Below are 25354 nucleotides of genomic sequence, written 5' to 3' on the forward strand. Positions count from 1 at the left end.
TTTCCCAGGGTTCCCCTGCCGCGCAAGCTGCGATACAGTCAAAGGGTGTCCAGCCTGACGACCCCGCATACTCTTTCTTCCGCACGCCGTTGGTGGCGATGGTGGCCCGTTGCCGTCGTCCGCCCCCATAACGCTGTGTCCCGGAAGGAAAGTCGTCTTGAACTCGCACGCTCAGTTTCAGCAGCAGGCCGCTGAAGGCCACACCCACATTCCCGTCGTCCGCGAAGTGCTGTCCGACCTGGACACGCCGCTTTCGGTCTATCTGAAGCTCGCCGACGGCCCCAATACCTACCTGTTTGAATCCGTCGAAGGCGGCGAGCGCTTTGGTCGTTACTCGATCATCGGCCTGCCGGCGCGCCGCGTGTATGCCTTCCACGGCCACACGCTGACCGTGCGCGAAGACGGCCAGGTGGTGGACACCCGCGAGGTAGCCGATCCCTTCGCCGAAGTCGAGGCGCTGCGCAGCGCCCACTCGGTGCCCAAGCTGGAAGGCCTGCCGGGCTTCACCGGCGGCCTGGTCGGCTGGTTCGGCTTCGAATGCATCGGCTACATCGAGCCGCGCCTGGCCCCGCCGGCTGGCCGTGATGAGCTGGGCACGCCGGACATCCTGCTGCTGGACTCCAACGAGCTGGCGGTATTCGACAATCTCAAGGGCCGGCTGTACTTGATCGTGCACGCCGACCCGCGTGTCGACGGTGCCTTCGAGCAGGCGCAGGCGCGCCTGGATGCCCTGACTGCGAAGCTGCGTGCGCCGGGTGCCGGCTATCCGGCGCCGCTCAACAGCGACGTGCTGGACGAATCGGATTTCGTCTCCGGCTTCACCCGCGAAGGCTTCGTCGATGCGGTCCAGCGCAGCAAGGAATACATCCGCGCCGGTGACATCTTCCAGGTGGTGCTCAGCCAGCGCCTGAGCGTGCCGTTCAAGGCGCGCCCGGTGGATGTGTACCGCGCGCTGCGCGCGTTGAATCCCTCGCCGTACATGTATTTCCTCGATGTCGGCGACCTGCAGGTGGTTGGTTCCTCGCCGGAAATCCTGGTGCGTTTGCAGGATGGCGAAGTGACCGTGCGCCCGATCGCCGGCACCCGCCCGCGTGGCGCCACGCCCGAGCTGGACCTGGCACTGGAAGCCGAGCTGCTGGCCGATCCGAAGGAACGTGCCGAGCACCTGATGCTGATCGACCTCGGCCGCAACGATGCCGGGCGCGTCTCCAGGGCCGGTACCGTGGAAGTGGGCGAGCAGTTCGTGATCGAACGCTACAGCCATGTCATGCATATCGTCAGCGAAGTGACCGGCCAACTGCAGCCGGGCCTGAGCTATGCCGACGTGCTGCGCGCCACCTTCCCGGCCGGCACGGTCAGCGGCGCGCCAAAGATCCGCGCGCTGGAAGTGATCCGCGAACTGGAACCGATCAAGCGCAACGTCTACGCCGGCAGCATCGGCTACATCGGCTGGCACGGCGATGCCGATACCGCGATCGCGATCCGCACTGCGGTCATCAAGGATGGCCGCCTGTACGTGCAGGCCGGCGCCGGCATCGTCTACGACTCGGACCCGGACAAGGAATGGGACGAGACGATGAACAAGGGCCGTGCGCTGTTCCGCGCCGTCGCCCAGGCCGCCAAGGGCCTGTGAGTTTCCCCGTGCCGTGGCCTGCGCCACGGCATCGTCCGCTGTTCCCATTCAAGACAAGGAGTACCGCATGAAGCTGCTGAGCGCATTGCTGTGGTCGTCACTGCTGGCCACGATGGCCCCGTCTGCCTGGGCGCAGGCCAACACGATCCCCTCTCAGCCGCACCTGCTGGTGAAGGGGCAGGGCACCCGCACAGTGATGCCCGACCGCTTCGGCCTGCAGTTGAACATCGAAGAGACCGACATGGATGCCGACGCCGCGCGGCGCCGCGTGCAGGGCAACGTGGCCCGCGTGCTGGCGCTGTTCAAGCAGCACAAGGCGGTGGAGGGCAGCGTGCGTGCGGACAACCTGCGGATCGGCCCGGCGACGCGCTATGAGCAGAACCGGCAGGTCTTCATCGGTACCCGCGTGTCGCGCCAGCTGCGCGCCAGCTTCGCCAGCGTGAAGGCGATGCAGGACGTGCTGGGTGCGTTGAAGGCCAACGAGAACGTGCAGGTCAGCAGCATGGCGCCGACCTACTCGGGCGAAGCGGCGTTGCGGCGCGAACTCAAGGGCGAGGCCGCAGCCCAGACCCGCCAGTCCGCGCAGGGCCTGGCCAAGGCCTACGGCACCCGGCTGCGCGGCCTGTACAGCATTTCCGACGTAGCGCCGAACTTTGCTTATGGCATCCAGGCCGGCAGTTGGCCGAGCAGTGGGGATCTGGTGACGCCGCCTTCGCCGCCCGCGCCCGAGGCACCGATGAACAGCATCGAGACCACGGGCTCCCGCCTGCCCGAGTCGGTCGAAGCCGGCCCCATCACCTACACCGAAAACGTGTACGCCATTTTCCTGATAAGCGACGGAACCTGACCATGTTGTGGATGATCGACAACTACGACAGCTTCACCTACAACCTCGTGCAGTACCTGCAGACGCTGGGCGCCGAGGTGAAGGTGGTGCGCAACGATGCGATGAGCGTGGACGAGATCGCCGCGCAGAAGCCCGAGCGCATCGTCATTTCGCCCGGCCCGTGCACCCCCAACGAAGCGGGCGTGTCGCTGGAGCTGATCCAGCGGCTGGGCCCGACCACGCCGATCCTCGGCGTGTGCCTTGGCCACCAGGGCATCGGCCAGGTCTACGGCGGCACCGTGATCCGCGCCGGCAACATCATGCACGGCAAGACCTCGCCGATCCGCCACGAAGGCAAGGGCGTGTTCGCCGGCCTGCCGGACCGTTACCAGGCCACCCGCTACCACTCGCTGGTGGTGGACAAGAACAGTCTGCCGGACTGCCTGGAAGTGACCGCCTGGACCGAGAACGAGGACGGCTCGATCGAAGAGATCATGGGCCTGCGCCACCGCCAGTTCCCGGTGGAAGGCGTGCAGTTCCACCCCGAATCCATCCTCACCGAACACGGTCACGCCCTGCTGCGCAATTTCCTGCAGCGCCCAGTGGCCTGATCCAAGGAGCATTCCCATGAGCTTCTCCCCCCAGGAAGCCCTGCAACGCACCATCGAGCACCGCGAGATCTTCTTCGACGAGATGGTCGACCTGATGCGGCAGATCATGCGCGGCGACGTGTCGCCGATGATGACCGCCGCCATCCTCACCGGCCTGCGGGTGAAGAAGGAAACCATCGACGAGATCGCCGCCGCCGCCACGGTCATGCGCGAATTCGCGCTGGCGGTGCCGGTGGTCGACAGCACCCACCTGGTCGACATCGTCGGCACCGGTGGCGATGGCTCGCACACCTTCAACATCTCCACCTGCGCGATGTTCGTGGCGGCTGCGGCCGGTGCGCGCGTGGCCAAGCACGGCAACCGCAGCGTGTCGTCCAAGTCCGGCAGCGCCGATGCGGTGGAAGCACTGGGCGCGGCCATCGAGCTGCAGCCAGCGCAGGTGGCCGCTGCCATCGAGCAGACCGGCATCGGCTTCATGTTCGCGCCGATCCATCATCCGTCGATGAAGGTCGTCGCGCCGGTCCGCCGCGAGATGGGGGTGCGCACCATCTTCAACATCCTCGGTCCGCTGACCAACCCCGCCAGCGCGCCGTCGGTGCTGATGGGCGTGTTCCATCCTGATCTGGTGGGTATCCAGGCGCGCGTGCTGCGCGAGCTGGGCACCGAGCGCGCCATGGTGGTCTGGGGCCGCGACAACATGGATGAGATCTCGCTCGGCGCCGGCACCCTGGTGGGCGAGTTGCGCGACGGCAAGGTGCGCGAGTACGAGATCCACCCGGAGGACTTCGGCATCGCCATGTCGGCCAGCCGCAACCTGCGCGTGGACAGCCCGGAGCAGTCCATCCAGATGCTGCGCGCGGTGCTGGACAACGAGCCCGGCCCGGCGCTGGACATCGTCGCGCTCAATGCCGGCGCCGCGCTGTACGTGGCCGGCGTGGCCAGCGACATCGGTGATGGCCTGGCCCGCGCCCGTGCCGCCATCGCCAATGGCAGCGCGCGCCAGCGCCTGCAGCAGTATGTGGAGACCACCCGCGCGCTGGTTGCCTGAGCGCGCGGTTCAGCCTGACCCCATCGATGGCCGATAATGGCCGTCCTCAGCGCCCCCGCACCGAATCGAAGACGATGAGCGACATCCTGCAGACGATCCTGGCCCGCAAGGCCGAAGAAGTGGCCCAGCGCCGCGCCCAGCGCCCGCTCGAGGAGCTGCAGGCCGCCGTGGCCAGCGCCCCGCCGGTACGTGGCTTCGTGCGCGCGTTGCAGGCGGCCGTGGCCAACGGCGACCCGGCGGTGATTGCCGAGGTGAAGAAGGCCAGCCCGTCCAAGGGCGTCATCCGCCCCGACTTCCGACCGGCTGACATCGCGGTCAGCTACGAGTTCGGTGGTGCCAGCTGCCTTTCGGTGCTGACCGACGTGGACTTCTTCCAGGGCGCCGATACCTACCTGCAGCAGGCCCGTGAAGCCTGCACGCTGCCGGTGCTGCGCAAGGACTTCGTGATCGACGCCTACCAGGTGTACGAGGCACGCGTGCTGGGCGCCGACTGCATCCTGCTGATCGTCGCCGCGCTGGACGACACCCAGCTGGCCACGCTGTCGGAACTGGCGCTGTCGCTGGGCATGGACGTGCTGGTGGAAGTGCACGACATCGACGAACTGGAGCGCGCACTGCAGGTGCCGGCGCCGATGATCGGCATCAACAACCGCAACCTGCGCACCTTCGAGGTGTCGCTGCAGACCACGCTGGATATGCAGCAGGCCGTGCCGCGTGACCGCCTGCTGGTCACCGAAAGCGGCATCCTCGGCCCGCAGGACGTGGCGCTGATGCGCGACGCCGGCATCCATGCCTTCCTGGTCGGCGAGGCCTTCATGCGCGTGGAAGAGCCGGGCGAGGGCCTGCGTCAGCTATTCTTCGCAACATGACAACGCACTATCCGACGCCGCGCGAGGATGCGCCGCTGGTGGTCTTCGACTTCGACCACACCCTCTACGACGGCGATTCGGGTACCCACCTGTTCGCCTCGCTGATCAAGCGCAACCCGCTGCGCATGCTGGCGGCGCTGCTGGTCACGCCGATCGCCGGGCCGATGGTGGCGATGCTGCCGACCCGTCGCGCGGGCATCTCGGTCTATGTGTGGATCGGCAGCTTCGGCCTGCACCGTGCGCGCGATTTCAACAAGGTGATCGACGCCTACGTGCTGCGCAACCAGGCGCAGATGCGCGCCAAGCTGCTGCCGCAGGCGCTGGAAGTGTTCGCCGCGCACCGCGCCAAAGGCGATCGCGTGGTGGTTGCCACCGGCGCGCCGCCGGAGCTGGCCCGCGCGATCCTGGCCTTCGTGGCCCATCAGGATGTGCCGGTGATCGGCACCGAGGTCGGCCCGCGGCTGGGCGGCGTCGGTCCCACCCGTCACTGCCACAACGAAGAGAAGATGCGCATGCTGCGCGAGCGCGGCTATGGCGACATCGATATCGCCTATTCCGACAGCACCGCCGACCTGCCGCTGCTGCTGGCGGCCAAGGCGCCGGTGGTGGTGAACCCGAAGCCGGGGCGGGTGGCGTTCTTCCGCCGCGTGCTGCCGGCCGGCACCCGCATCCTCAACTGGGGATGCGTGGATCGCGGCGGCGACAAGGCCTGATCCAGGGGTCAGATCCCCGAAGGGGCTCTGACCCCATCTCACGGTGAATGATCCGCCGGGCATGGCCCGGCGCTACCGGAACAGGCGCGGGTAGTGCCGGCCGCTGGCCGGCAAGCGCTCAGCGCCCCAGGTACCCGTACGCCGCATGCCCGATCTGGAACAGGCTGATGCCCAGTACCAGCACGCCCACGGCCACCAGCACCCAGCGCTCCTTCACCCGCTTGACCAGGATCGCCGCCACCGGAGCGGCCATCATGCCGCCGATCAGCAGGCCGGCAACGATCTGCAGATGCTGCACGCCCATCGACAACAGGAAGGTCGCTGACACCGTCAACGTGACCACGAACTCGGCTGCGTTGACTGTTCCGATGGTGGTGCGCGCCTGGCCGCCGCGGGCGAGCAGGGTGGACGTCGCGATCGGCCCCCAGCCACCGCCGCCGCTGGCGTCGAGCAGGCCGGCGAAGAAGCCCAGCACCGGCACCCGGCGGATCTCGCCCTGGGGCATCCAGCGCCCAGCGGCGCGGGCCAGGATGATGATCGCCAGCACCAGCAGGTACAGGTAGATCAGTGGCCGGATGATCTCGCCCGGGATCTGCGTGAGCACGTACGCGCCCACGGCACCGCCCACTGCGCCGGGCAGGGCCAGGCGCAGGAACAGGCGTTTATCGACATTTCCGGCTGCGAGGTGCGACACCCCCGAGGCGCCCGTGGTGAACACTTCAGCGGTGTGGATGCTGGCGCTGACCTGCGCCGGGGGCAGGCCCATGCTCAGCATCACCGACGAGGACACCAGGCCGAACGCCATGCCCAATGCACCGTCCACCAGCTGTGCGCCGAGGCCGATGAGGATGAACCACCAGAATTCGCTGCTCAGCTCCATGCACCGAGCCTAGCCCAGCGGGCCGCGCAGGGGCCGTGTAGAGCTGAACCCATGCGCGGCTGCCTTCGACGGACAGCAGCCGAGCGTCGGCTCGGCTCTACAGGATGGCTCGCCAGCCTTGGGTTGCCTTGCAATCAACGGGTGCCGTACAGCACCACGGTCTTGCCGCGGGCATGCAGCAGGCCGTCGGTCTGCAGTTTCTTCAGCACGCGGCCGGCCATTTCGCGCGAGCAGCCGACCAGTCGCGCCAGTTCCTGTCGCGATACGCGCAGCTGGCTGCCCTGCGGGTGGCTCATTGCCTCCGGTTCCTGCGCCAGGTCGTGCAGGGTGCGCACGATCCGGTCGGTCACGTCCAGGAATGCCAGGCGGCTGGCCTTGCGGCTGGTGTCGAGCAGGCGCTTGGAAATCTGCTGGCCCAGCGCGTACAGCAGGCGCGGGGCATCGGCCGACAGCGGGCCGAGGAACAGCTGATGCAGGCGCTCGTAGCTGATTTCAGCCAGCTCGCAGGCGGTACGGGTCCGCAGGATCACCTCCCGGCGGTCCGATTCGACGAACAGGCCCATCTCGCCGACGAACTCGCCGGCACCGAAGTAGCCCAGCACAAGCTCGCGATCGTCATCTTCCTCGGCCATGATCGAAACCGAGCCGCTGATGACGTAATACAGGGTTCCCGCCGGGTCTCCGGGCCGGAAGACGTCGGTACGGGTGGGATATCGCCGCCTGTGGCTGTGCGCCAGGAAACGATCGATTGTGGCGATATCCAGGGCCAGTGGACTGCTAGCTAGGCGCACGGTTGACACGATAGGAGCGCTCCCTCTGCGCATGAACGGATTCACGGGGTCGATAGCGGAGCTTAACCAGCGCAATTGTTAAGGGCAAACAGTGTGCCAGAACTCTTGCGTCTTCACGTTCCCCCCGGGGGCAGTTTGCCCCATAATTCCCCCTTTCCCTTCTTACACAGGAATCGACCGCCGTGGTCAAGCCGTTGCCTCGCCTGAGGCTGCAGGGTTTCAACAACCTCACCAAGGCGCTGAGCTTCAACATCTATGACGTGTGTTACGCGCGCACCGAAGAGGAGCGTCAGCGTTACATTGAATACATCGATGAAGAGTACAACGCCGACAGGCTGACTCAGATCTTGACCGATGTCGCCGAGATCATCGGCGCCAACATCCTGAACGTGGCCCGCCAGGACTACGATCCGCAGGGTGCCTCGGTGACCATCCTGATCTCCGAAGAACCGGTGATCGACAAGAAGCTGGCCGGCAAGGAGCTGATCTCCGACGCCGTGGTCGCGCACATGGACAAGAGCCACATCACGGTCCATACCTACCCGGAAACCCATCCGCAGGAAGGTATCGCCACGTTCCGCGCGGACATCGACGTGGCCACCTGTGGCGTCATTTCCCCGCTGAAGGCCCTGAACTACCTGATCGAGAGCCTCGAGTCGGACATCGTGATCATGGACTACCGCGTCCGTGGCTTCACCCGCGATGTGAAGGGCAAGAAGCACTTCATCGACCACAAGATCAACTCGATCCAGAACTTCCTGGCCAAGAACATCAAGTCGCGTTACGAGATGTTCGACGTCAACGTCTACCAGGAGAACATCTTCCACACGAAGATGCACCTGAAGGACTTCGACCTGGACCAGTACCTGTTCGAGGAAAAGGCCAAGAACCTGTCGTTCAAGGAACGCATGAAGATCGAAGCGCTGCTCAAGCGCGAGATCGAAGAGCTGTTCCACGGCCGGAACCTGTCCGAGTAAGCCCCATGTGCGATGCCCGCAGGCATCGCCACCCAGGCGGGACGACCCGCCCCGTGGAACCAGTGCCTCGCACGCGTTACAGTTCCACGGTGATGTACCGACCCACGGCCCGGTGTGAAAACACCGGGCCGTTTCGTTTTTCTCAAAAAAGGTAAGGAGCCCCCACCCATGCCCTGGATCTACCTGCTGCTGGCCGGCCTGTTCGAGATCGGTTTCGCCCTCGGAATGAAGTACTCCGAAGGCTTCAGCAAACCCCTGCCCACCGTTGCCACGGTGGTATCGGCCCTGATCAGCCTGTACCTGATGAGCCAGGCGATGAAGAGCATCCCGGTCGGTACGGCCTACGCGATCTGGACCGGCATCGGTGCCATGGGCGTGGCTGTGCTCGGCATCTACCTGTTCAATGACAGTGCGTCGCCGGCCCGCCTGGCCTGCGTGGGCCTGATCGTGGCCGGCGTGATCGGCTTGAAGCTGGTCTCGCCCAACTGATTGATGGCCCGACCAACGGTCGGGCCCCACCGTCGCCCCCCGCACCTCCTGGTAGGCCCGCACCGTTGGTGCGGGCGACCCTTCAAATGCGGTAGGCGATGGTCTTCATCACCCTGGAGGCCAGCGCCATCACGCCCGGGATCGGGAACGGCAGGCGGCGTGCGCCGGCCTGCTCGGCGTGCTCCGCATGGCGGGCTTCGTCTTCCTTCATCACCTCGATGACCGCACGGCTGCGCAGGTCGCCGGCCGGCAGATCGACCAGGTGCTCGTCCAGATGGGCTTCCACCTGGCGCTCGGTTTCGACCACGAAGCCGAGGTTCCAGCCGTCGCCGCGCAGCCCGGCCAGGGTGCCGATGGTGTAGCTGCCGGCGTACCACAGCGGGTTGAACAGGCTCGGGCGGCTGTCCAGCTCGCCCAGCCGGGTGGCACACCACGCCAGGTGGTCGGTCTCCTCCTGGGCCGCTTCCAGCAGGTGTTCACGCGTGGCAGGGTCGCGGGCCACGGCGGCCTGCCCGAAATACAGGCCCTGTGCGCAGACTTCGCCGACGTGGTTGATCCGCATCAGCCCGGCCGCGTGGCGGCGTTCAGCGTTGTCCATGCCCGGCTCGCTGGTGTCCGCGGCCGGGTAGGGGCGGGCTGCCGGCGGGTTGCCGAACACCGTGTCCAAGGCGCGCTGCGCTTCGGTCAGCAGATGGTCCAGCGGTGTGGTCTGGCGGAGCACGGTCATGGCGGTACGCGGTGGGACGGAAGACCCCTCGATTCTCCCCCGGCTCCGGCCCCCTGCCAACCCGGGACATGGCCGGCTTGCACCGGGGGCTTGACCTGCGTACAATCCCGCCTCTTACGCTTCACCTTTCACAACGCGTGGCAGAGTTCCGGCGAGCCGTTCGCCGCAATGAGCCCGACCTAACATAGAGTTCTTCATGAGCACTTTCACTGCCAAGAACGAGACCGTCCAGCGCGACTGGTACCTCGTCGACGCCGAGGGCAAGACCCTGGGCCGTCTCGCCACCGAGCTGGCCCGCCGTCTGCGTGGCAAGCACAAGCCGGTCTACACCCCGCACGTTGATACCGGCGACTACCTGGTCGTCATCAATGCAGAAAAGATTGCCGTCACCGGCAAGAAGCTGCAGGACAAGATGTATCACCGTTTCACCGGTTACATCGGCAACCTGAAGACCGAGTCCCTGGCCCAGGCGCTGGAGCGCCACCCGGAGCGCGTGATCGAGATCGCCGTCAAGGGCATGCTGCCGAAGGGCCCGCTGGGTCGCCAGATGTACCGCAAGCTCAAGGTCTACGCCGGCACTGAGCATCCGCACGCCGCACAGCAGCCGCAGGTTCTGGATATCTAATCATGGCTATCACTCAAAACTACGGCACTGGCCGCCGCAAGTCCTCCACCGCTCGCGTGTTCCTGCGCAAGGGTTCGGGCAACATCACCGTCAACGGTCGTCCGCTGGACGAGTTCTTTGGTCGTGAGACCGCGCGCATGATCGTGCGCCAGCCGCTCGAGCTGACCAAGAACACCGAAAGCTTTGACATCCTGGTCACCGCCGCTGGCGGCGGCACCACCGGCCAGGCCGGTGCGATCCGTCTGGGCATCGCCCGTGCTCTGGTCGAGTACGACGAAACCCTGAAGTCCGAGCTGCGCAAGGCTGGCTTCATGACCCGTGACGCCCGTGAAGTCGAGCGTAAGAAGGTTGGTCTGCACAAGGCCCGCCGCGCCACCCAGTTCTCCAAGCGCTGATCTACCGCGCCTGGTTGGGCTCCTTCGGGAGCCCGCTGGATGGGAAAGCAAAAGCCCGGCTTCGGCCGGGCTTTTGTCGTTCTGGGGGTCATCGATGTCCTGGTTGCCGGCCAGCGGCCGGCACTACCCGGGGCGTCGCATCTCGGAAGGGGTGGGGTGGTGCCGTTTCCTGCGGAGCAGGGTCCGATCCCGCGGGTGCCTCTCTGGAGAAGAGCCCCCTTGTTGTTCAAGGGGGCGCGCCGACAGGCGCAGGGATCAGGTGGAATGCGCGACCAAATTAAAAGCAAAAGGCCAGATCTTTCGATCTGGCCTTTTGCTTTTAATTTGGCTGCCCCGGATGGATTCGAACCACCGAATGCCTGAGTCAGAGTCAGGTGCCTTACCGCTTGGCGACGGGGCAAAACGTGCAACTATTTTCTCACTTTTCACACTGAAAAACAACTTGATTTTCAGTGTGGTGGCTATGGGTGGACTCGAACCACCGACCCCAGCATTATGAGTGCTGTGCTCTAACCGGCTGAGCTACATAGCCTTGGTGAGCCCGCTATTCTGCGGATGTGTATCGGCCCTGTCAACACTTTTGTGCCGTGCTTGTGGGCCGACAGAGGGCATGGGATAGTCCCGACCAGTAGATTTTCTTAGGAGTCCGCATCGTGATCGATCCGGACGGCTATCGACCGAACGTCGGCATCGTGTTGATGCGGCAGGACGGCCAGGTGTTCTGGGCACGACGCGTGCGCCGGGACGGCTGGCAGTTCCCGCAGGGTGGCATGAACACCGACGAGACGCCTGTCGAGGCCATGTATCGTGAACTGCAGGAAGAGACCGGCCTGCTGCCTGAGCACGTGGAAGTGCTCGGGGCGACGCCCGGCTGGCTGCGCTACAAGCTGCCGGCGCGGGCCATCCGCCGCAATGAACGGCAGGTCTGCATCGGGCAGAAGCAGGTCTGGTTCCTGCTGCGCCTGACCGGCGATGAATCGCATGTGCAGCTGGACCATACCGACTCGCCCGAGTTCGACCACTGGCGGTGGGTGGACTTCTGGTACCCGGTGGAGCACGTAGTGATGTTCAAGCGTGGCGTCTATGCGCGCGCGCTGCGACACCTGGCGCCGTTGGCGCGTGGGGTGGCCGGGCAGGGCGTCAGCGCCATGCCCAAGAGTGCCGCCGAGGCCTGGATGCCGGGCCACGCGGCCGGCCACGACAGGCCCCGGAAGCGCACTCCCAAGCGCGGCGGCTACTGGCCGCGCAAGGCCAAGGGGGAGTCCGGGGCGGTTTGAATGGGAAGCCACGCAGGCTGCGGGCCGATCCGTCACAACGCGTCCCCGCCGGCTGTTTCCACGCAGGACCGGGCTGTCAGGCGGGCCGGTCAATCCGACTGTGAACGGTATCGAGAATGGTTCAGGTCTCTGATTGACAACCATTCTCGTTTCCATTGGAATAGGCAACAGGCCGCTTCTGGCCTGCCAGCCCGGTTCCCGCCTGTGTACGTCTGCATCTGCAACGGAGTCACCGACCACCAGATCCGCGAAGCCGCCAACCATGGTGTCAGCACGGTGGCCGAACTGACCATGCGTACCGGTTGCGGTGCCACCTGCGGTTCCTGCCTGGACATGGCCGGCGACCTGCTGGCCAAGGCACGCGCGACGCACGATCTGCCGCTGCCGGTATTGGGCCTGGCCCAGGTTGCCTGATCGTTTCCTCGCGGCGTGTTGACGCCGCGCTTTCGCGTCCTTCACCTGCAGCCGCGCAGGCCAATGCGCACGATTCGCGTTCCTTCACCACCGCACGCAAGGCGGTACAGTGCCTGCGTTTTCAGCGTGCAGGAGCATCCCCATGAAGGGCGACACCAAGGTCATCGAATTCCTCAACAAGGTCCTCTACAACGAGCTGACCGCGATCAACCAGTACTTCCTGCACGCCAAGATGCTGAAGAACTGGGGCATCAAGGAACTGGCCGAACACGAGTACAAGGAATCGATCGACGAGATGAAGCATGCCGACATGCTCGCCGACCGCATCCTGTTCCTCGAAGGCCTGCCGAACTTCCAGGCACTGGGGAAGCTGCGCATCGGCGAGAACCCGACTGAAATCCTGCAGTGCGACCTGTCGCTGGAACGCGATGGCGTGGTCACCCTGCGCGAGGCGGTGGCCTATTCCGATTCGGTTGGCGACTATGTCAGCCGCCAGCTGTTCGTGAAGATCCTCGACTCGGAGGAAGAGCACATCGACTGGCTGGAAACCCAGCTCGACCTGATCGAGCGCATCGGCGAGCCGAAGTACCTGCTGAGCAAGCTGGAAGAGTGAATCAGCGGTCCTGGCCGGCGCGATGCTGTGCCAGGTAGCCCGTCAGTGCAACGCGCGCCCGGGCGAATTCCGCAACCAGCAGCGCCACCGCGACTGCGGGGCGCTGCAGGCTGCCACTACGGGCCTCGTGCTCGATCCGCTGCGCGATCGCCGACAGCGACAATGCCCCCACGTTCGCGCTTGATGATTTCAGGCTGTGCGCGACGGCCTGCAGGCGCGGTTCATCGCTGTTCCGCGCCGCCAGCTGCAACTGCTGCACCATCGCCGGCGCATCTTCAAGAAATACCGTGACGATCTGGGTGGCAGCATCGCCGATCACCGCGTGCAGTTCATCCAGCACATCGCGGTCGAGCACCGGTTGTGGCTTGGAGCCGACCCGGCTGTCATCGTCCTGTAGATCCGAGCCGTGCTCGGCTGAGGGAGCGCGACTGCTGTTGGCCGTCAGCCGAGCATCACCCGGCTCTACAGAAGGCCGTGCAGGTGCTGCGGCTTTACCGCCACCCCAGCGCTGCAGCAGCGCATGCAGCGTGGCGCGTGCGATCGGCTTGGACAGGTAATCGTCCATGCCGGCCTGCAGGCAGCGCTCGCGGTCGCCGGCCATCGCATTGGCGGTCATCGCGATGATCGGCAATCGCGCATGCCCGGTTTCCGCTTCTTCGGCGCGCCAGCGGCGCGTGGCGGCGTAGCCGTCCAGCACTGGCATCTGGCAATCCATCAGCACGATGTCCAGCCCGCCTTCGCGGAGGGCGGCCAGGGCCTGTTCGCCATCGGCGGCGTTGCGCACCTCGCACTGGAACACCCGCAGCAGCTGCTCGGCCACCATCCTGTTCACCGTATTGTCCTCCACCACCAGCACGCGCAGATGCAGCGGCGGCAGCGTGGCAGCCGGTTGCTCGTGTTCCGCGCTGGCCAGCAGCGCAGCGGGGCGGGCAGAGGCGACCGGTGCCGCCAGCAGTGCATGCAGGGCGGCGTCGTCGAAGTGGGAGGGCAGCTGGCGCTGGCGGGGGCGTTGCGCAATCGCATCCTCCTGCAGCCACAGTACCTGCAGTGCATCGTCGTCGCCGCGTTCCCCCAGTGCGAGCTGCAGCGTGGCCTCGCCGTTGCGGCGTGCGCGCGCATCGACCAGCAGCCAGGCGGGTGCCGGTTTTCCGGGCCGCGCGGGAGCGCGCAGGCGCTCGACCACGCTGTCCAGTTGCGCCAGCACCTCCACCTGCAGTCCATGGTGGGCAGCGATGCGCTCGATGCGTGCCTGCAGCGTTGCATCGGCACTGAACAGCAGCAGCGGTGCCGGCGCGCGCGTCATCGCAGGCAGGTCGCCAGGAACCTTCAGCAGCGGGATCTCGAACCAGAACGTAGCACCCTGCCCGGGCGTGGACTGCACACCAATACGCCCATGCATCAGGTCGATGATGCGCTTGCAGATGGCCAGGCCCAGGCCGGTGCCGCCGTAGATGCGCGTGGTGGATGCGTCGGCCTGGCTGAAAGACTGGAACAGGCGTGCCTGCAGCGCGTCGTCGATGCCGATGCCGGTATCGATGATCTCGAAGCGCAGCTGGTGCTGCGCGGCACCTTCGCCCAGGCGCAGCACGCGCAGCTGCACCTGGCCGCGGGCGGTGAACTTGATCGCATTGGCCAGCAGGTTGCTCAGCACCTGGCGCAGGCGCACCGGGTCGCCGCGCACCGGCAGGCGCACCGATGGATCCAGCTGCAGGCCCAGTGCCAGGCCCTTGGCGTCGGCGGCGCGCTGCATCAGCTGCACCACGCCATCGAGCAGATCGCGCAGGTTGAAGCTGGTGATTTCCAGCTCCAGCGCCTGTGCTTCCAGCCGGGAGTAGTCGAGGATGTCGTCGACGATGCGCAGCAGCTGCTGCGAGCTGGCCGAGGCGGTGGCCAGCATCTGCCGCTGGTCCTCGCCCAGTGGCCCGCGTGCGATCAGCTCCAGCATCGGCAGGATGCCATTGAGCGGGGTGCGGATCTCATGGCTCATCGTGGCCAGGAACTCGCCCTTGGCCAGCACGGCCGCCTCGGCGGCCTGCTTGGCCTGCAGCAGCTGTTGTTCCAGCTGGCCCTGGCGTTCAGTGGTATGGCGTAGCTGGTCCCGTTCAGCGGCCAGCGCGCCGTGCGTGCGCTGCAGCTGCGCCAGCGCACGGTCGCGCGCGCGAAGCCGCAGGCCCAGCACCATCAGCGCGATGGTGGCCGCGGCGAGGGCAACCAGCAGCACGCCCCACAGCGGCACGTCAGAGCACCGCGTTGTGGAAGTCGAAGTTCAGGTCGCTGCCGGCCGACTGCACCATGTTGCCCTGGATGTAGTCGACGCCGCCGACCCACATCGCCGCCGCAGCCTGCGGATCCTCGATCTGCTGGCCGATGATCTGCAGCCCGGCGGCATGGGCCTGATCGATCGCCTTGCGCAGCTCCTCGCGCGTGGCCGGATTGGCATGGCTGCTGGAAAAGCGCGCAGCCATGCGCACGAACGACAGCGGCAGCTGGTTCAGCAGGGCATCGGCCTCGCCGCTGGGTTCGAACTGGCTCAGGCAGAAGCGCACCCCGGCACTGGCCATGCGCTGGCAGAACTGCTGCAGCGGCACGGTGTGGATCAGTGCGTCCGGCAGGCGCACGTCGATCACCAGTGCACTGCCCGGCAGGTCGCGCTGCTGCAGTGATTCCAGCAGCCAGTCGGCGAAGGCGTCGCGCTGCAGGGTGCGCAGCGACTGCGAGACGAACAGGTTCAGTGGCTGCGTCGCGTGGCGGTACAGGTCCAGCAGCCCCAGCGCGTGATCCATCACCTGCTGGTCGAGATCGGCGATGCGGCCTGCGGCTTCCGCTGCCGGGATCACCTGCCCGGCCGCCAGCACGGTGCCGTCGGCCTGGCGAAGGCGCAGCAGCAACTGGTACTGCGCGGTGTTGCCGCCGGCAACAGCGACGATCGGCTGATAGGCCAGTTCCAGCTGTCCTTCCAGCAGCGCCAGGTGTTCCTGTTCGGTGACTGCCTGGCGGTGCACATGGCCGGCCACCCCGGCGCTGAGCAGGCGCGCCTGCAGGGTGGTGCGCTCGACGGCTTCCAACGCACTGTTGGCATCCTCGAAGCCCGGTGACAGCGGTGCATAGCCAACTACGCCGCGCAGGTGCACGGATTCGTCGTCGCGGATCACGAAGGCACGTGCCGACAGCTGCTCGCGCAGGCTGGCAGCGATGCTTTCAAGGGCGTCCTCGTCGGCGCTGCGGGCCAGCAGCAGGAAGCTGTTGTCGTTCAGGCGTGCCAGCAGGTGCGGATGGCCGGCTTCGGCCAGGCGCTGCCCGGCCTGCACCATCAGCCTTTCAAATGCGGCGTAGCCATAGCGTTCGCGCAGGCCCAGCGCGCTGGCCACTTCGATGAAGAACACGCCGCCCTGATCGCGGTGGGCGAGTGCGGTGTTGAGCTGCTGCAGCACGTGGTGGCGCGTCGGCAGGCCGGTTTCCGGATTGCTGGTGGCCGGTGCGCCGGTGGCGCCGGGCAGGGTCGCGGCCTGGGCTCGTGCGCGGCGGATGCGGTTGGCCACCGCTGCGATCAGGTGGCGGGGCCGGATCGGTTTGCTCAGGTAGTCGTCCGCGCCGCTGTCGAGGACTTCGAACTGGCGCTCCGGATCCGGATCACCGCTGAGGAACACGATCGGAAGCAGCTGCAGGCCGGGCTGCTGGCGGATCAGCGCGGTCAGGCGCATGCCGTCCAGGCCGGGCAGGTGAAGATCCATCAGGATCAGGTCGGGGCGGTGCTCCTTGATGGCCTGCAGCGCGGCATCGGCATCGTTGTGGACGATCGCCTGCATGCCGGCGCCGTGCAGCACGCTCTGCGCGAACAGGGCCTGCGCCCGATCGTCTTCAACGATCAGCACGCGGTAGGGCGAGTCCGATGGCGACGGGGCCAGATCGTTGTTGCCGGCGTCGGCCAGTGCGATCGGGCCGGGCAGCGGCGGCGGCGCGCTGTTGGCCGGCGTGGACGCATCGGCCGCGACAGGGGATGGGGTCGCCGCCATCGGTGGGTCCACGGCTGGAGGTGCCGTCTCGGGGGCCCAGCGTTGCCAATGGTCGGCCGGAGGGGTTTCAGCGCGTCCCGGGCGGGCGCCCGCGGGGGATTCGTTTGCGGCCATCGGTGCTCCTGGTGTTCGCGTCCATTATGCGACAAGCCCGGCGCTCAGCCGGTACCGGTGTGCCCTGGCGGTGCTGCCGATGCACCGCGCGCCAGCCAGCGCACGCCCTTCCACAGGGCGCGCCAGACCAGCCACACCAGCAGCGCACCGGCCAGGCTGCAGGCCAGCACCACGATCAGCGCGATCCACGGGTGTGCCAGGGCGAGGGCCAGGCCACCGATCACGACGGTGTCTTCGGCCGCAGAGGCGACCCAGTTGCTGGCCGGTTCCGGCGAGGTGTTGAGCAGGGCGCGGGTACCGGCCTTCAGGCCATGGCTGGCCAGGGCGACGCCGGCACCGGCGGCGAGCGCACCGGTGCCCAGCTGGCCATCCGGCGACAGCGTGGCCGCCGCAAGGAATGCGCCGGCCGGTACGCGCGCGAGCGTCTGCACCAGGTCCCACACCGAATCCACGCCAGGGATCTTGTCGGCGAAGAATTCGGCCACCGCCAGCGCCGCCGAGGTGCCCAGCACCCACCAGGATTCGGTGGCCTGCAGGGCGGGGGGGAGGTCGACCCAGCCAAGCAGCCCGGCCAGGCCGACACCGAACACGGTGAGGTAGACGCGGATACCGGCCAGCCAGGCCAGCAGGATGCCGATCACGAACAGGTGGGCTTCGGTCATGGCGGTGCTCCGGCGACGGAACTGTGCAGGGGGCCACACTATCGACGATGGCGTGCCTGAACGCCACAGACCGTAGCCGGCCACGGCGCAGGAAACCCACCCGTCCTGTCATACACTAGCCCGTCGTTTGCCAAAGGGGCCGTACCGGTGTCGCCCTTGCGATACCCCGGAAACCACCCATGACCAACCGTCCTCCCATGCGCGTGCAGGTCCGCCTGCCCGGCGCGCCGCAACCGCCTGCCGACCGTCGCCGCCTGCTGGTGATCGGCGGCATCTGGCTGCTCAGCCTGGTGCTGGCGGTGCTTGGCGGCTGCTGGATGGCCACCCCGCGCGATGCCCAGGGCCAGCGCCTGCAGGCCGCCGAAAAGCGTGCCGAGGCGCTGCAGGCACAGCTGACCGAGCTGCGCCAGAAGCAGGCCACGCTGGAAGCCTCCGACCGCATCAGCCGTGCCGCCAATACCGAGGTGCAGTCCTCGCTGGCAGAGCGCGATGAGGAAATCGCCGGGCTGCGCGCCGATGTTGCCTTCTATGAGCGGCTGGTCGGCTCGACCAGCCAGCGCAAGGGCCTGAACACCCATTCGATCGAGTTCAGCCCGGAAGCGGCCGGCACCTGGCAGTACACCGCCGTGCTGACCCAGAACCTCAACCGCGGGGCCATCAGCCAGGGGCAGATGCGCTTCACCGTGGAAGGCGTGAAGAACGGCAAGCTGGCCACGATCAGCTGGGATGATCTGCACCAGCGCAGCAAGGTGCCGGGACAGGACTACTCGTTCCGGTACTTCCAGCAGCTCACCGGCAGCGTGATGCTGCCGGCTGACTTCACCCCGCAACGCGTGCGGGTGACATTGGGGAGTGGTACGGGGGGTACCACCCAGGTATTCGACTGGAAACAGGCCGGTGCGCCGGCCAGCAAAGGGGAGTAGGCAGATGTTCGGAAGCAGCAAATCCAACCGTGAAGGCCAGCTGGTGGTGGATGCCCTGATCGGCAACCAGGTGGTGATCCGCGGGGATGTGGAATTCAGTGGTGGCCTGTATGTGGAAGGCCGCATCCACGGCAAGGTGATCGCCGCCGAAGGCGCCAGTGGTGCGACCCTGACGGTTGCCGAGCACGGCGTGATCGAAGGTGAGATCCGGGCCCAGGTGGTGGTCATCAGCGGCCGCCTGGACGGCGATGTACACGCCACCGAGAAGGTCGAGTTGACCCCGAGCGCACGGGTCAATGGCAACGTCCATTACCAGGTGGTGGAGATGAACGCGGGCGCGCAGCTGAACGGCCGCCTGATCCATGCCAGCGCCCCGATGGCAGCCTTGCCGGCTCCGGAAGGCGAAGACGCCCATGATGGCAAGGGCGATACCGCCGCGCGTCGCAAGCTGGCCGAGGCGATGGCTTGAAAGCCGTCGTCGGCACCCCCATGCTGGCAGCATGAGCACGCTAGTCTCCCTGCCCGGCGCCACCCCGGTTGCCGCGCCCGATTACCAATCGCTGGAGCGCCCGCTGAACTTCACTGAGTCGGCGGCCGCCAAGGTCAAATCCCTGATCCAGGAAGAGGGCAACCCCGACCTGGCCCTGCGTGTGTACATCGAGGGAGGCGGCTGTTCGGGCTTCCAGTACGGGTTCGAGTTCGACGAGAACCGTGCCGAGGATGACCTGGCGGTACAGACCAGCGGGGTGACCCTGCTGGTCGACCCGCTGAGCCTGCAGTACCTGATGGGCGCGGAGGTGGATTACACCGAGAGCCTGACCGGTGCCCAGTTCGTGATCCGCAACCCCAACGCAAAGACCACCTGCGGCTGCGGCAGCAGTTTCAGCATGTAACCAGGGCGCGGGGCCTGTGTCCCGCGCGACAAGGTGTGTGGAGCAAGCTCCGCACCCACAGGCGGTTTCCGCAAAGCCTGCGGCTTGCCACCTGCATCGATTGGCGGCACGCTTGGCGGATGCCCAATACTCCTTCGCCGCTTTCCGGTTTCGCCTTCGTTGGCGAACCGTTGGAGCGCGCCGATGCCCTGCGCGAAGATGCTGATGTACTGGCGCGCCTGTGGCCGGGCGCGCGCATCCTCGTCCTCGATCACGATGGCAGCGCCTTCACCGGCGATGACGACCAGCCGCTGGCGCTGACCGGCGCCGACGTCGGCGGTGGCCCGGGCGCCGCAGTTTTCCTGGGGCTGCGCGATGATCAGGCATGGTTCTCGGTTGAAGCCAGCAATGTCACCGTGAGCGCGCCACGCCGACTCGATCTGCGCCAGGCTGCGTTGTTGTGGCCGATGGCCGATGCCACCGCTTTCAGCTATGCCCGTGGCATGTCCTACTGGCACTCGCGCACCCGTTTCTGCGGCGTATGCGGCGGCGCGGTGGCGTTTGCCCGTGGCGGCTTCGTCGGCCGTTGTGCGCAGTGTTCCACCGAACACTATCCGCGCGTCGATCCGGCGGTGATCGTCGCCGTGGAAAACCAGGGCCGGCTGCTGCTTGGCCGGCAGTCGAACTGGGCCCCGCGCCGTTACTCGGTGCTGGCAGGCTTCGTCGAACCCGGCGAGACCTTCGAGCAGACCGTGGTGCGCGAAGTCCATGAGGAGAGCAAGGTGCGGGTGACCGCCTGCCAGTACCTCGGTTCGCAGCCGTGGCCGTTCCCCGGCGCGCTGATGGTCGGCTTCCGTGCACAGGCGCATGACGACCTGCCGGCCGTGGATGGCGAGCTGGAAGACGCGCGCTGGTTCAGTGCCGACGAGGTCGGCGCCGCGTTGGCGCGCGATGTGGAGGACGACGGCCAGGGCATCCGCCTGTCGCCACCGATCTCGATTTCGCGGGGCCTGATCGAACACTGGTACCGCCAGCAGCGAGGCTGAGTCGGCGTTTCGGCCGGGCCGGTCGTGGCAGCTGTATTGCCGCCACCTGAACACGGCCCGGGTTACAGTCCGGTTCACCCGCGAGGGCACCGCTGCGACAGGTAAGGTAGCGGCGCCGAGCGTTCTGTTTCGTAGGGAGACCTGCCATGTTCACCACTCTGGCCGCCGTGCTGGTGGCGCTGGCCCTGGGCCACGTTGCCCCGGCCGCTGCCGCCTCGATGCGCCGTTTCGACGGCTTCCGGCGCTGGCTGGGCTGGCTGGACGCGCGTGGTGGCAAGGCCTGGCAGGGACCGGCTGGAGTGGCGCTGGCGCTGCTGCCGCCGTTGCTGCTGATGGGGCTGCTGGCGTTGCTGCTGCGCGGAGTGCTGTTCGGCCTGCCGTCGCTGCTGCTGGGTGTGGCCGTGCTGGCCTGGTGCTGGGGGCCGCGTGACCTGGATCGGGATATCGAAGCGATCATTGATGCGGACGACGCCGCGACGCGGCAGGCAGCCGTGCGCAACCTGCAGGCCGCCGGTGGCAGCCTGCGCGAAGACGTGCCGTCGCTGGTCGAGGCGACCGTGCTCAATGCGCTGCGTCGCTGGTTCGCGGTGCTGTTCTGGTTCCTGCTGCTGGGCCCGGCCGGTGCGCTGGGCTACCGCTTGCTGGCGTTGATGGCGGAAAGCCCGATGCGTGCACGCGTGCCGGTGGAGCCGCTGGCGCTGGCGCAGCGCCTGCTGGGCTGGATCGAGTGGCCGGTAGCGCAACTGATGGCGTTCTCGATGGCGCTGGTCGGCAACTTCGATACGGCGTGGAAGGCCTGGCGCCAGGCCCATGGCGAACGCCTGGCCGGCTCCATCGGGTTCCTGGGCGCGGTGGCGCGGGCCAGCGTCAACGCCGAGCTGCGCGAGGACGCGCACGATTACACCGAGGCGGGGCTGTTGCCGGTGTGGCAGCGGCTGCCGGACCTGCGTGATGCGATGAGCCTGGTGTGGCGGATGCTGCTGCTGTGGCTGGCGATTCTCGCCCTGCTGGTGATTGCAGGCTGGGTGACGTAGTTGTTGTGCAGGGCTTGCAGCCCTGCACCTGCAGAGGCCAACGCCAAAGCCAAAGCGGCTCTGGGTTGCTGAGGGTTGGGCGGGGCGGTGTGGGGCTGCAGGACACGCCGTAAACCCCCAAACCGGCCCAGCCGCTGGCGGCTGTGCGTTCGGGCGCTTGCGAAGCAGTGCTTCGCAAGCAAAGCGCCCTCACCCCTGGGGGCTCGATGGCGCCATCCATGGCGCCAACGGTCCTGCGGCCCCACACCGCCCCACCCCCGACAGTTTCGCGGTGACGGTGGGTCAACTGCGACTGCCGGTGGGTGTCGACCTTGGTCGACACGGTAGATCCACGCCATGCGTGGATGCAGAGCGAAGCGATCCGCTTCCGCTTTTGATCTTCTCTTTCTTTTCCGTGGTGGACGTGCACGGAAACTGTCCGTGGCCGGGCGGGTGGGCTGCGCAGGGGCGTGAGCCGCATGGATGCGGCGACCGAGCTTACATGGACGTACTTGCAGCGACCCCTGCGCAGTCCACCCGCCCGGCCAATCCCATGATCGACAAACGCCGCCCACCACGAGGGGCTGCGCCGTTGGCTGGAAACTAGACCGGTGCCAGCGCCGTGAACGGTGCCCACGGCAGGTTACGCAGCAGCGCATACCCAGGCAGTACCCAGAGCCAGAACGTGGGATTGGCCAGCACCCGCATCAGCGGGTCCAGCAGGCGCGGACGGATGCCGGCGACGTTCAGCAGCATCAGCAGCAGGAAGGGCAGGCTGATGACCAGCAGCGGGTTCATCGCCATCGCGCCGGGCAGGTCGAAATGGACCAGCGAATACAGGCAGCGTGTGCTGCCACAGCCCGGGCAGTACAGGCCGGTCAGCGCGTACAGCGGGCAGCTCGGCAAGGGATTGCCGGCGACATACGGATTGACGTTGCGCAGCACCAGCGCGGCACCGGCGGCCAGGCCGGTGGCGGCCAGCAGCGGTGCCCAGCGGGCCAGTCGGGATCGGGTGGGCAGTGCGGACATGCAGCAACGGATCCGGCGCAGGCGCCGGATCCGTCCACACGGATCAGTAGCCGCTGTTGCTCATCGCACCCATGCCGCCGAGAGCGACGATCAGGATGCCGTACAGCACGCCGACCACGACGGCGGCAATGGCCGACCAGATGGCCCACTTCTTGGCCTTGGCCGAGGATTCCTGGGCACCGGCGATGTCGCCAGCGGCCAGCTTGCCGTTGACCTGGGCAGCGTAGACGATCGACACGATGCCGGCCGGCAGGCAGCAGAACAGGGTGCTCAGGATGGCCCAGACCAGATTGTTCGGGACCTGCGGATTGGCGGTATTCATGGGTTCAAGCTCCTTGATGGGTGGTGGTGGTGAATCATTGGTCGGAAAGAGCGCCCAGTACGGCCAAGCCGCCGAACAGCCCGAACCACAACAGCAACAGGACCGGCAGGGCCACGGCCGAAGCCACCGCCCACCAGCCCGCCTTGCGCGACGCGCTGTAGGCCCCCGGCAGGTCGCCGGCCGCGCGGCGGCCATCGACCTGGGAGGCATAGACGATCGACACCACGCCCAACGGCAGGCAGCAGAACAGCGTCGTCAGGATCGCCCAGACCAGATGGTTGGGGATGTAGACCGGACGGCTGAGCGGTGGCGGTTGATTCAAAGCAAGACTCCATTCCTTGGTGGCCGGCCTTGGTGCATTGGCCGAACCTCCCCCCTGTGGGTGCGTAATCTACCTCAACCTGCGCTGCATGTATGCGGTTACAGTCAGATACTGGAGTGTATGGCCATTGACCGGAAGCTTTTGACGGGCCCCTGTAGGGAAACAGAGGCCGTGTCTGCAGGGGGAATGGGGGCTGTTGCCTGGAAGGGTTACCGGCGGCCGCGCGGCCGATCAGGCGTGATCGCCACGCAGGGCCCGCACCTGGGCCTCCAGCACCGGGGCGCGGGTGGTGCGGCCATCCACCGCCGGTGCGGCCACCACCTCCACGGTGGCGCGGAAGCGGCGCGGTACGCGCATGCGGCCGAGGCGGCTGTCGCGCCGGCTCCACATGCTCGACCACATGCCGCGCAGCGCCATCGGCACCACCGGCACCGGCCGCCGCTCGAGGATCTTCTCAACGCCGGACTTGAACGGCGCCATCTCCCCGTCGCGGGTCAGCGCACCCTCGGGGAAGATGCAGACCAGTTCGCCTTCGGCCAGCGCAGCGTCGATCTCGTCGAACGCGCGCTGCATCAGTGCCGGGTCTTCGCGCGCACCGGCGATCGGGATTGCCTTGGCGGTCCGGAAGATCCAGCGCATTACCGGGATGTTGAAGATCCTGTAGTACATGACGAAGCGCACCGGGCGCGGAATCGTCGCCGACAGGATCAGCGCGTCCATGTAGCTGACGTGGTTGCAGACCAGCAGCGCGGCGCCTTCGTCCGGCACGTTGGCCTCGATGCCGTGCGGGCGCAGCCGGTACAGGGTGCGCACCATCAGCCAGCTGAGGAAGCGCATCAGGAATTCAGGGACGATGGTGAAGATGTAGATCGCCACCAGCGCGTTGGCGATGGCCAGCGCCAGGAACTGCTGCGGAATGGTCCAGTGCAGCAGCTTGTGCGCGGCCAGCGACAGCAACGCCGCAGCGACGATGAAGCCCGAGTTCTGGATGTTCAGTGCGGCGAACACGCGCGACATCTGCGCCTTCGGCGTGCGGCTCTGGATCAGCGCGAACAGCGGCACCACGAAGATGCCGGTGAACAGGCCGATGCCGATCAGGTCGATGACGATGCGGATGCTGCCGGGCTGCTGCAGGAAAGGACCAATGGTCAGCCCGTGCACGGTCGCTTCGCCGCTGCGGGCGAAGTACAGGTCGAGCAGGAAGGCGGTCATGCCGAACGCACCCAGCGGCACCAGGCCGATTTCCACCGTGCGTGCCGACAGCTTCTCGCACAGCAGCGAGCCGACGCCGGTGCCGACCGAGAACAGGGCCAGCGCAAAGATGTACAGGGTCGGCTCGCCGCCCAGGTTGGTCACCGCGTAGGCCGGTAGCTGCGAGGTCAGCACGGTGCCAACGAACCAGAACCAGGACACGCCCAGGATCGAGTTGCGCACGGCCTTCTGCTGGCGCGCCATGCGCAGTACCGCCAGCGATTCCGGCAACGGGTTCCAGTTGATCTTCAGGGTCGGGTCGCCTGCATCGACCCTGGGAATCAGGCGCGCGGCGATGTTGCCGCAGATCGCCAGGGCGATGATCGCGCACGCAGCCACCACCGTACCGTGGCTGCCGGCCACGGTGAACACCAGGCCGCCAACGATCATGCCGGAGAGAATCGACATTGAAGTGCCCATCTCGACCAGGCCGTTGCCGCCGGTCAGTTCCTCGGGCCTGAGCACCGACGGCAGCACCGAATACTTCACCGGGCCGAACAGGGTGGACTGCATGCCGGTACAGAACAGCGCGACCAGCAGCACCGGTAGGCTCTGGGTGAGGAAGCCGGTGGCCGCCAGCGACATGATCACGATCTCCATGGTGGTGGTGATCACGATCAGCCGCGATTTTTCCAGTTTGTCGGCGATCTGCCCGGCCAGCGCCGAGAACAGGAAATACGGCAGGATGAAGATGGCCGGTGCCAGGGTGGCGTACAACCCCAGTTCTTCCTCCGGCACGGCCATGAACAGCAACATGCTGATGATCGCCTGCCGGTACACGTTGTCGTTGAACGCACCGAGCGCCTGTACGACGAAGAACGGCAGGAAACGGCGCTGGCGCAGCAGGGCGAACTGGTTGTGACCGGACATGGAGCCTCCTTGACCGGCGCAGCCTAGCA

28 protein-coding genes and 2 tRNA genes are annotated in these 25354 nt (G+C 66.8%); 18 read left to right on the top strand and 12 right to left on the bottom strand.

Annotated features, from left to right (window positions below; all coding sequences use genetic code 11):
- The first annotated feature begins 157 nt into the window (after nt 1-157).
- From trpE to AC5P7X_RS00215, 6 genes are all read left to right on the top strand, one after another.
- Nucleotides 158-1633, top strand: coding sequence for an anthranilate synthase component I (trpE, locus tag AC5P7X_RS00190; RefSeq protein ID WP_065178876.1), 1476 nt, complete (start codon nt 158-160; stop codon nt 1631-1633).
- A gap of 67 nt (nt 1634-1700) precedes the next feature.
- A complete protein-coding gene (locus tag AC5P7X_RS00195) occupies nt 1701-2480 on the top strand; it encodes an SIMPL domain-containing protein (protein WP_053497688.1) in 780 nt (259 codons plus the stop codon).
- Between the two features lie 2 nt (nt 2481-2482).
- A complete protein-coding gene (locus AC5P7X_RS00200) occupies nt 2483-3070 on the top strand; it encodes an anthranilate synthase component II (protein WP_053497686.1) in 588 nt (195 codons plus the stop codon).
- A 16-nt stretch (nt 3071-3086) separates the two neighbouring features.
- A complete protein-coding gene (gene trpD / locus AC5P7X_RS00205; RefSeq protein ID WP_005419829.1) occupies nt 3087-4118 on the top strand; it encodes an anthranilate phosphoribosyltransferase in 1032 nt (343 codons plus the stop codon).
- A gap of 74 nt (nt 4119-4192) precedes the next feature.
- A complete protein-coding gene (gene trpC, locus AC5P7X_RS00210) occupies nt 4193-4987 on the top strand; it encodes an indole-3-glycerol phosphate synthase TrpC (protein ID WP_005419828.1) in 795 nt (264 codons plus the stop codon).
- Nucleotides 4984-5700, top strand: coding sequence for a haloacid dehalogenase-like hydrolase (locus AC5P7X_RS00215; RefSeq protein ID WP_005419826.1), 717 nt, complete (start codon nt 4984-4986; stop codon nt 5698-5700). Before trpC ends, AC5P7X_RS00215 begins: the two co-directional genes overlap by 4 nt.
- 118 nt (nt 5701-5818) lie before the next feature.
- On the opposite strand, the gene AC5P7X_RS00220 is transcribed toward AC5P7X_RS00215, so the two are convergent.
- Together AC5P7X_RS00220 and crp are read right to left on the bottom strand one after the other, a co-directional pair.
- Nucleotides 5819-6580 carry a sulfite exporter TauE/SafE family protein gene (locus AC5P7X_RS00220; RefSeq protein ID WP_206619933.1) on the bottom strand — a complete coding sequence of 254 codons (762 nt, stop codon included), beginning with the start codon at nt 6578-6580 and terminating at the stop codon, nt 5819-5821.
- Between the two features lie 134 nt (nt 6581-6714).
- On the bottom strand, nt 6715-7404 hold the full coding sequence (crp, locus tag AC5P7X_RS00225) for a cAMP-activated global transcriptional regulator CRP (RefSeq protein ID WP_010482649.1): 690 nt from the start codon (nt 7402-7404) through the stop codon (nt 6715-6717).
- A 149-nt stretch (nt 7405-7553) separates the two neighbouring features.
- On the opposite strand from crp, the gene speD reads away from it, so the two are divergent.
- Entirely contained in the window at nt 7554-8348 is a 795-nt protein-coding gene (gene speD / locus AC5P7X_RS00230) for an adenosylmethionine decarboxylase (RefSeq protein ID WP_005411315.1), read from the top strand.
- Nucleotides 8349-8516: 168 nt separating this feature from the next.
- On the top strand, nt 8517-8837 hold the full coding sequence (locus tag AC5P7X_RS00235) for a DMT family transporter (RefSeq protein ID WP_005419816.1): 321 nt from the start codon (nt 8517-8519) through the stop codon (nt 8835-8837).
- An 82-nt stretch (nt 8838-8919) separates the two neighbouring features.
- Here AC5P7X_RS00235 and coq7 read toward each other — a convergent pair whose 3' ends face one another.
- Nucleotides 8920-9564 (bottom strand): 2-polyprenyl-3-methyl-6-methoxy-1,4-benzoquinone monooxygenase, encoded by a 645-nt coding sequence (gene coq7, locus AC5P7X_RS00240; RefSeq protein ID WP_005419813.1) that lies wholly within the window; start codon nt 9562-9564, stop codon nt 8920-8922.
- Between the two features lie 196 nt (nt 9565-9760).
- On the opposite strand from coq7, the gene rplM reads away from it, so the two are divergent.
- Both rplM and rpsI read left to right on the top strand, forming a co-directional pair.
- A complete protein-coding gene (gene rplM / locus AC5P7X_RS00245; RefSeq protein ID WP_005414692.1) occupies nt 9761-10189 on the top strand; it encodes a 50S ribosomal protein L13 in 429 nt (142 codons plus the stop codon).
- 2 nt (nt 10190-10191) lie between these two features.
- On the top strand, nt 10192-10584 hold the full coding sequence (gene rpsI, locus AC5P7X_RS00250; protein WP_005411311.1) for a 30S ribosomal protein S9: 393 nt from the start codon (nt 10192-10194) through the stop codon (nt 10582-10584).
- A gap of 325 nt (nt 10585-10909) precedes the next feature.
- Here the strand turns inward: rpsI and AC5P7X_RS00255 are convergent.
- A tRNA-Gln gene (locus tag AC5P7X_RS00255) sits at nt 10910-10984 on the bottom strand.
- Between the two features lie 55 nt (nt 10985-11039).
- Nucleotides 11040-11116: transfer RNA gene (locus AC5P7X_RS00260), tRNA-Met, on the bottom strand.
- A 121-nt stretch (nt 11117-11237) separates the two neighbouring features.
- Here AC5P7X_RS00260 and AC5P7X_RS00265 point away from each other — a divergent pair.
- The 3 genes from AC5P7X_RS00265 to bfr all read left to right on the top strand — a co-directional run bounded on the left by AC5P7X_RS00265 (nt 11238) and on the right by bfr (nt 12888).
- On the top strand, nt 11238-11861 hold the full coding sequence (locus tag AC5P7X_RS00265; RefSeq protein ID WP_005419809.1) for an RNA pyrophosphohydrolase: 624 nt from the start codon (nt 11238-11240) through the stop codon (nt 11859-11861).
- A gap of 204 nt (nt 11862-12065) precedes the next feature.
- Nucleotides 12066-12275: a (2Fe-2S)-binding protein gene (locus AC5P7X_RS00270; RefSeq protein WP_053497678.1), complete on the top strand. Its 210-nt coding sequence runs from the start codon at nt 12066-12068 to the stop codon at nt 12273-12275.
- Between the two features lie 142 nt (nt 12276-12417).
- Complete coding sequence (bfr, locus tag AC5P7X_RS00275) at nt 12418-12888, top strand: bacterioferritin (protein WP_005419804.1); 471 nt, start codon at nt 12418-12420, stop codon at nt 12886-12888.
- A 1-nt stretch (nt 12889) separates the two neighbouring features.
- Here the strand turns inward: bfr and AC5P7X_RS00280 are convergent, their stop codons facing one another.
- Genes AC5P7X_RS00280 through AC5P7X_RS00290 form a run of 3 tightly spaced genes read right to left on the bottom strand, consistent with a single transcriptional unit; the run spans nt 12890 to nt 17677 of the window.
- Nucleotides 12890-15124 carry an ATP-binding protein gene (locus tag AC5P7X_RS00280; RefSeq protein ID WP_495214309.1) on the bottom strand — a complete coding sequence of 745 codons (2235 nt, stop codon included), beginning with the start codon at nt 15122-15124 and terminating at the stop codon, nt 12890-12892.
- Nucleotide 15125: 1 nt separating this feature from the next.
- A complete protein-coding gene (locus tag AC5P7X_RS00285; protein ID WP_032954585.1) occupies nt 15126-17015 on the bottom strand; it encodes an EAL domain-containing protein in 1890 nt (629 codons plus the stop codon).
- Nucleotides 17016-17059: 44 nt separating this feature from the next.
- Nucleotides 17060-17677, bottom strand: a complete 618-nt coding sequence (locus AC5P7X_RS00290; protein ID WP_005419792.1) for a DUF4126 domain-containing protein — start codon at nt 17675-17677, stop codon at nt 17060-17062.
- A gap of 179 nt (nt 17678-17856) precedes the next feature.
- On the opposite strand from AC5P7X_RS00290, the gene AC5P7X_RS00295 reads away from it, so the two are divergent.
- From AC5P7X_RS00295 to ampE, 5 genes are all read left to right on the top strand, one after another.
- Nucleotides 17857-18600 carry a DUF6776 family protein gene (locus tag AC5P7X_RS00295; RefSeq protein ID WP_005419791.1) on the top strand — a complete coding sequence of 248 codons (744 nt, stop codon included), beginning with the start codon at nt 17857-17859 and terminating at the stop codon, nt 18598-18600.
- A 4-nt stretch (nt 18601-18604) separates the two neighbouring features.
- On the top strand, nt 18605-19069 hold the full coding sequence (locus AC5P7X_RS00300; protein WP_053497672.1) for a bactofilin family protein: 465 nt from the start codon (nt 18605-18607) through the stop codon (nt 19067-19069).
- Nucleotides 19070-19100: 31 nt separating this feature from the next.
- Nucleotides 19101-19493 carry an iron-sulfur cluster insertion protein ErpA gene (gene erpA / locus AC5P7X_RS00305; protein ID WP_005419789.1) on the top strand — a complete coding sequence of 131 codons (393 nt, stop codon included), beginning with the start codon at nt 19101-19103 and terminating at the stop codon, nt 19491-19493.
- Between the two features lie 119 nt (nt 19494-19612).
- Complete coding sequence (gene nudC, locus AC5P7X_RS00310; RefSeq protein WP_495214310.1) at nt 19613-20518, top strand: NAD(+) diphosphatase; 906 nt, start codon at nt 19613-19615, stop codon at nt 20516-20518.
- A 146-nt stretch (nt 20519-20664) separates the two neighbouring features.
- On the top strand, nt 20665-21552 hold the full coding sequence (ampE, locus tag AC5P7X_RS00315) for a regulatory signaling modulator protein AmpE (RefSeq protein ID WP_329841857.1): 888 nt from the start codon (nt 20665-20667) through the stop codon (nt 21550-21552).
- Between the two features lie 582 nt (nt 21553-22134).
- On the opposite strand, the gene AC5P7X_RS00320 is transcribed toward ampE, so the two are convergent.
- From AC5P7X_RS00320 to AC5P7X_RS00335, 4 genes are all read right to left on the bottom strand, one after another.
- Entirely contained in the window at nt 22135-22560 is a 426-nt protein-coding gene (locus AC5P7X_RS00320; protein ID WP_005419786.1) for a DUF2752 domain-containing protein, read from the bottom strand.
- 43 nt (nt 22561-22603) lie between these two features.
- Nucleotides 22604-22882, bottom strand: a complete 279-nt coding sequence (locus tag AC5P7X_RS00325; protein ID WP_495214311.1) for a CD225/dispanin family protein — start codon at nt 22880-22882, stop codon at nt 22604-22606.
- 34 nt (nt 22883-22916) lie between these two features.
- Entirely contained in the window at nt 22917-23204 is a 288-nt protein-coding gene (locus tag AC5P7X_RS00330; protein ID WP_005419784.1) for a CD225/dispanin family protein, read from the bottom strand.
- A 231-nt stretch (nt 23205-23435) separates the two neighbouring features.
- Complete coding sequence (locus AC5P7X_RS00335) at nt 23436-25325, bottom strand: MFS transporter (RefSeq protein ID WP_053500200.1); 1890 nt, start codon at nt 25323-25325, stop codon at nt 23436-23438.
- Between the last annotated feature and the right edge of the window lie 29 nt (nt 25326-25354).

This window comes from Stenotrophomonas sp. YJH_SMC_53 (genome assembly GCF_059369995.1).

Bases quoted from the DNA above. Each gene is read 5' to 3' on its own strand.
- bfr (WP_005419804.1), top strand. From the start codon at position 12,418: ATGAAGGGCGACACCAAGGTCATCGAATTCCTCAACAAGGTCCTCTAC.
- AC5P7X_RS00300 (WP_053497672.1), top strand. From the start codon at position 18,605: ATGTTCGGAAGCAGCAAATCCAACCGTGAAGGCCAGCTGGTGGTGGAT.
- erpA (WP_005419789.1), top strand. From the start codon at position 19,101: ATGAGCACGCTAGTCTCCCTGCCCGGCGCCACCCCGGTTGCCGCGCCC.
- AC5P7X_RS00290 (WP_005419792.1), bottom strand. From the start codon at position 17,677: ATGACCGAAGCCCACCTGTTCGTGATCGGCATCCTGCTGGCCTGGCTG.
- AC5P7X_RS00320 (WP_005419786.1), bottom strand. From the start codon at position 22,560: ATGTCCGCACTGCCCACCCGATCCCGACTGGCCCGCTGGGCACCGCTG.
- AC5P7X_RS00325 (WP_495214311.1), bottom strand. From the start codon at position 22,882: ATGAATACCGCCAATCCGCAGGTCCCGAACAATCTGGTCTGGGCCATC.
- rplM (WP_005414692.1), top strand. From the start codon at position 9,761: ATGAGCACTTTCACTGCCAAGAACGAGACCGTCCAGCGCGACTGGTAC.
- AC5P7X_RS00235 (WP_005419816.1), top strand. From the start codon at position 8,517: ATGCCCTGGATCTACCTGCTGCTGGCCGGCCTGTTCGAGATCGGTTTC.
- ampE (WP_329841857.1), top strand. From the start codon at position 20,665: ATGTTCACCACTCTGGCCGCCGTGCTGGTGGCGCTGGCCCTGGGCCAC.
- AC5P7X_RS00220 (WP_206619933.1), bottom strand. From the start codon at position 6,580: ATGGAGCTGAGCAGCGAATTCTGGTGGTTCATCCTCATCGGCCTCGGC.
- nudC (WP_495214310.1), top strand. From the start codon at position 19,613: ATGCCCAATACTCCTTCGCCGCTTTCCGGTTTCGCCTTCGTTGGCGAA.
- AC5P7X_RS00295 (WP_005419791.1), top strand. From the start codon at position 17,857: ATGACCAACCGTCCTCCCATGCGCGTGCAGGTCCGCCTGCCCGGCGCG.
- trpC (WP_005419828.1), top strand. From the start codon at position 4,193: ATGAGCGACATCCTGCAGACGATCCTGGCCCGCAAGGCCGAAGAAGTG.
- AC5P7X_RS00335 (WP_053500200.1), bottom strand. From the start codon at position 25,325: ATGTCCGGTCACAACCAGTTCGCCCTGCTGCGCCAGCGCCGTTTCCTG.
- trpD (WP_005419829.1), top strand. From the start codon at position 3,087: ATGAGCTTCTCCCCCCAGGAAGCCCTGCAACGCACCATCGAGCACCGC.
- AC5P7X_RS00200 (WP_053497686.1), top strand. From the start codon at position 2,483: ATGTTGTGGATGATCGACAACTACGACAGCTTCACCTACAACCTCGTG.
- AC5P7X_RS00215 (WP_005419826.1), top strand. From the start codon at position 4,984: ATGACAACGCACTATCCGACGCCGCGCGAGGATGCGCCGCTGGTGGTC.
- crp (WP_010482649.1), bottom strand. From the start codon at position 7,404: ATGCGCAGAGGGAGCGCTCCTATCGTGTCAACCGTGCGCCTAGCTAGC.
- AC5P7X_RS00195 (WP_053497688.1), top strand. From the start codon at position 1,701: ATGAAGCTGCTGAGCGCATTGCTGTGGTCGTCACTGCTGGCCACGATG.
- rpsI (WP_005411311.1), top strand. From the start codon at position 10,192: ATGGCTATCACTCAAAACTACGGCACTGGCCGCCGCAAGTCCTCCACC.
- coq7 (WP_005419813.1), bottom strand. From the start codon at position 9,564: ATGACCGTGCTCCGCCAGACCACACCGCTGGACCATCTGCTGACCGAA.
- AC5P7X_RS00285 (WP_032954585.1), bottom strand. From the start codon at position 17,015: ATGGCCGCAAACGAATCCCCCGCGGGCGCCCGCCCGGGACGCGCTGAA.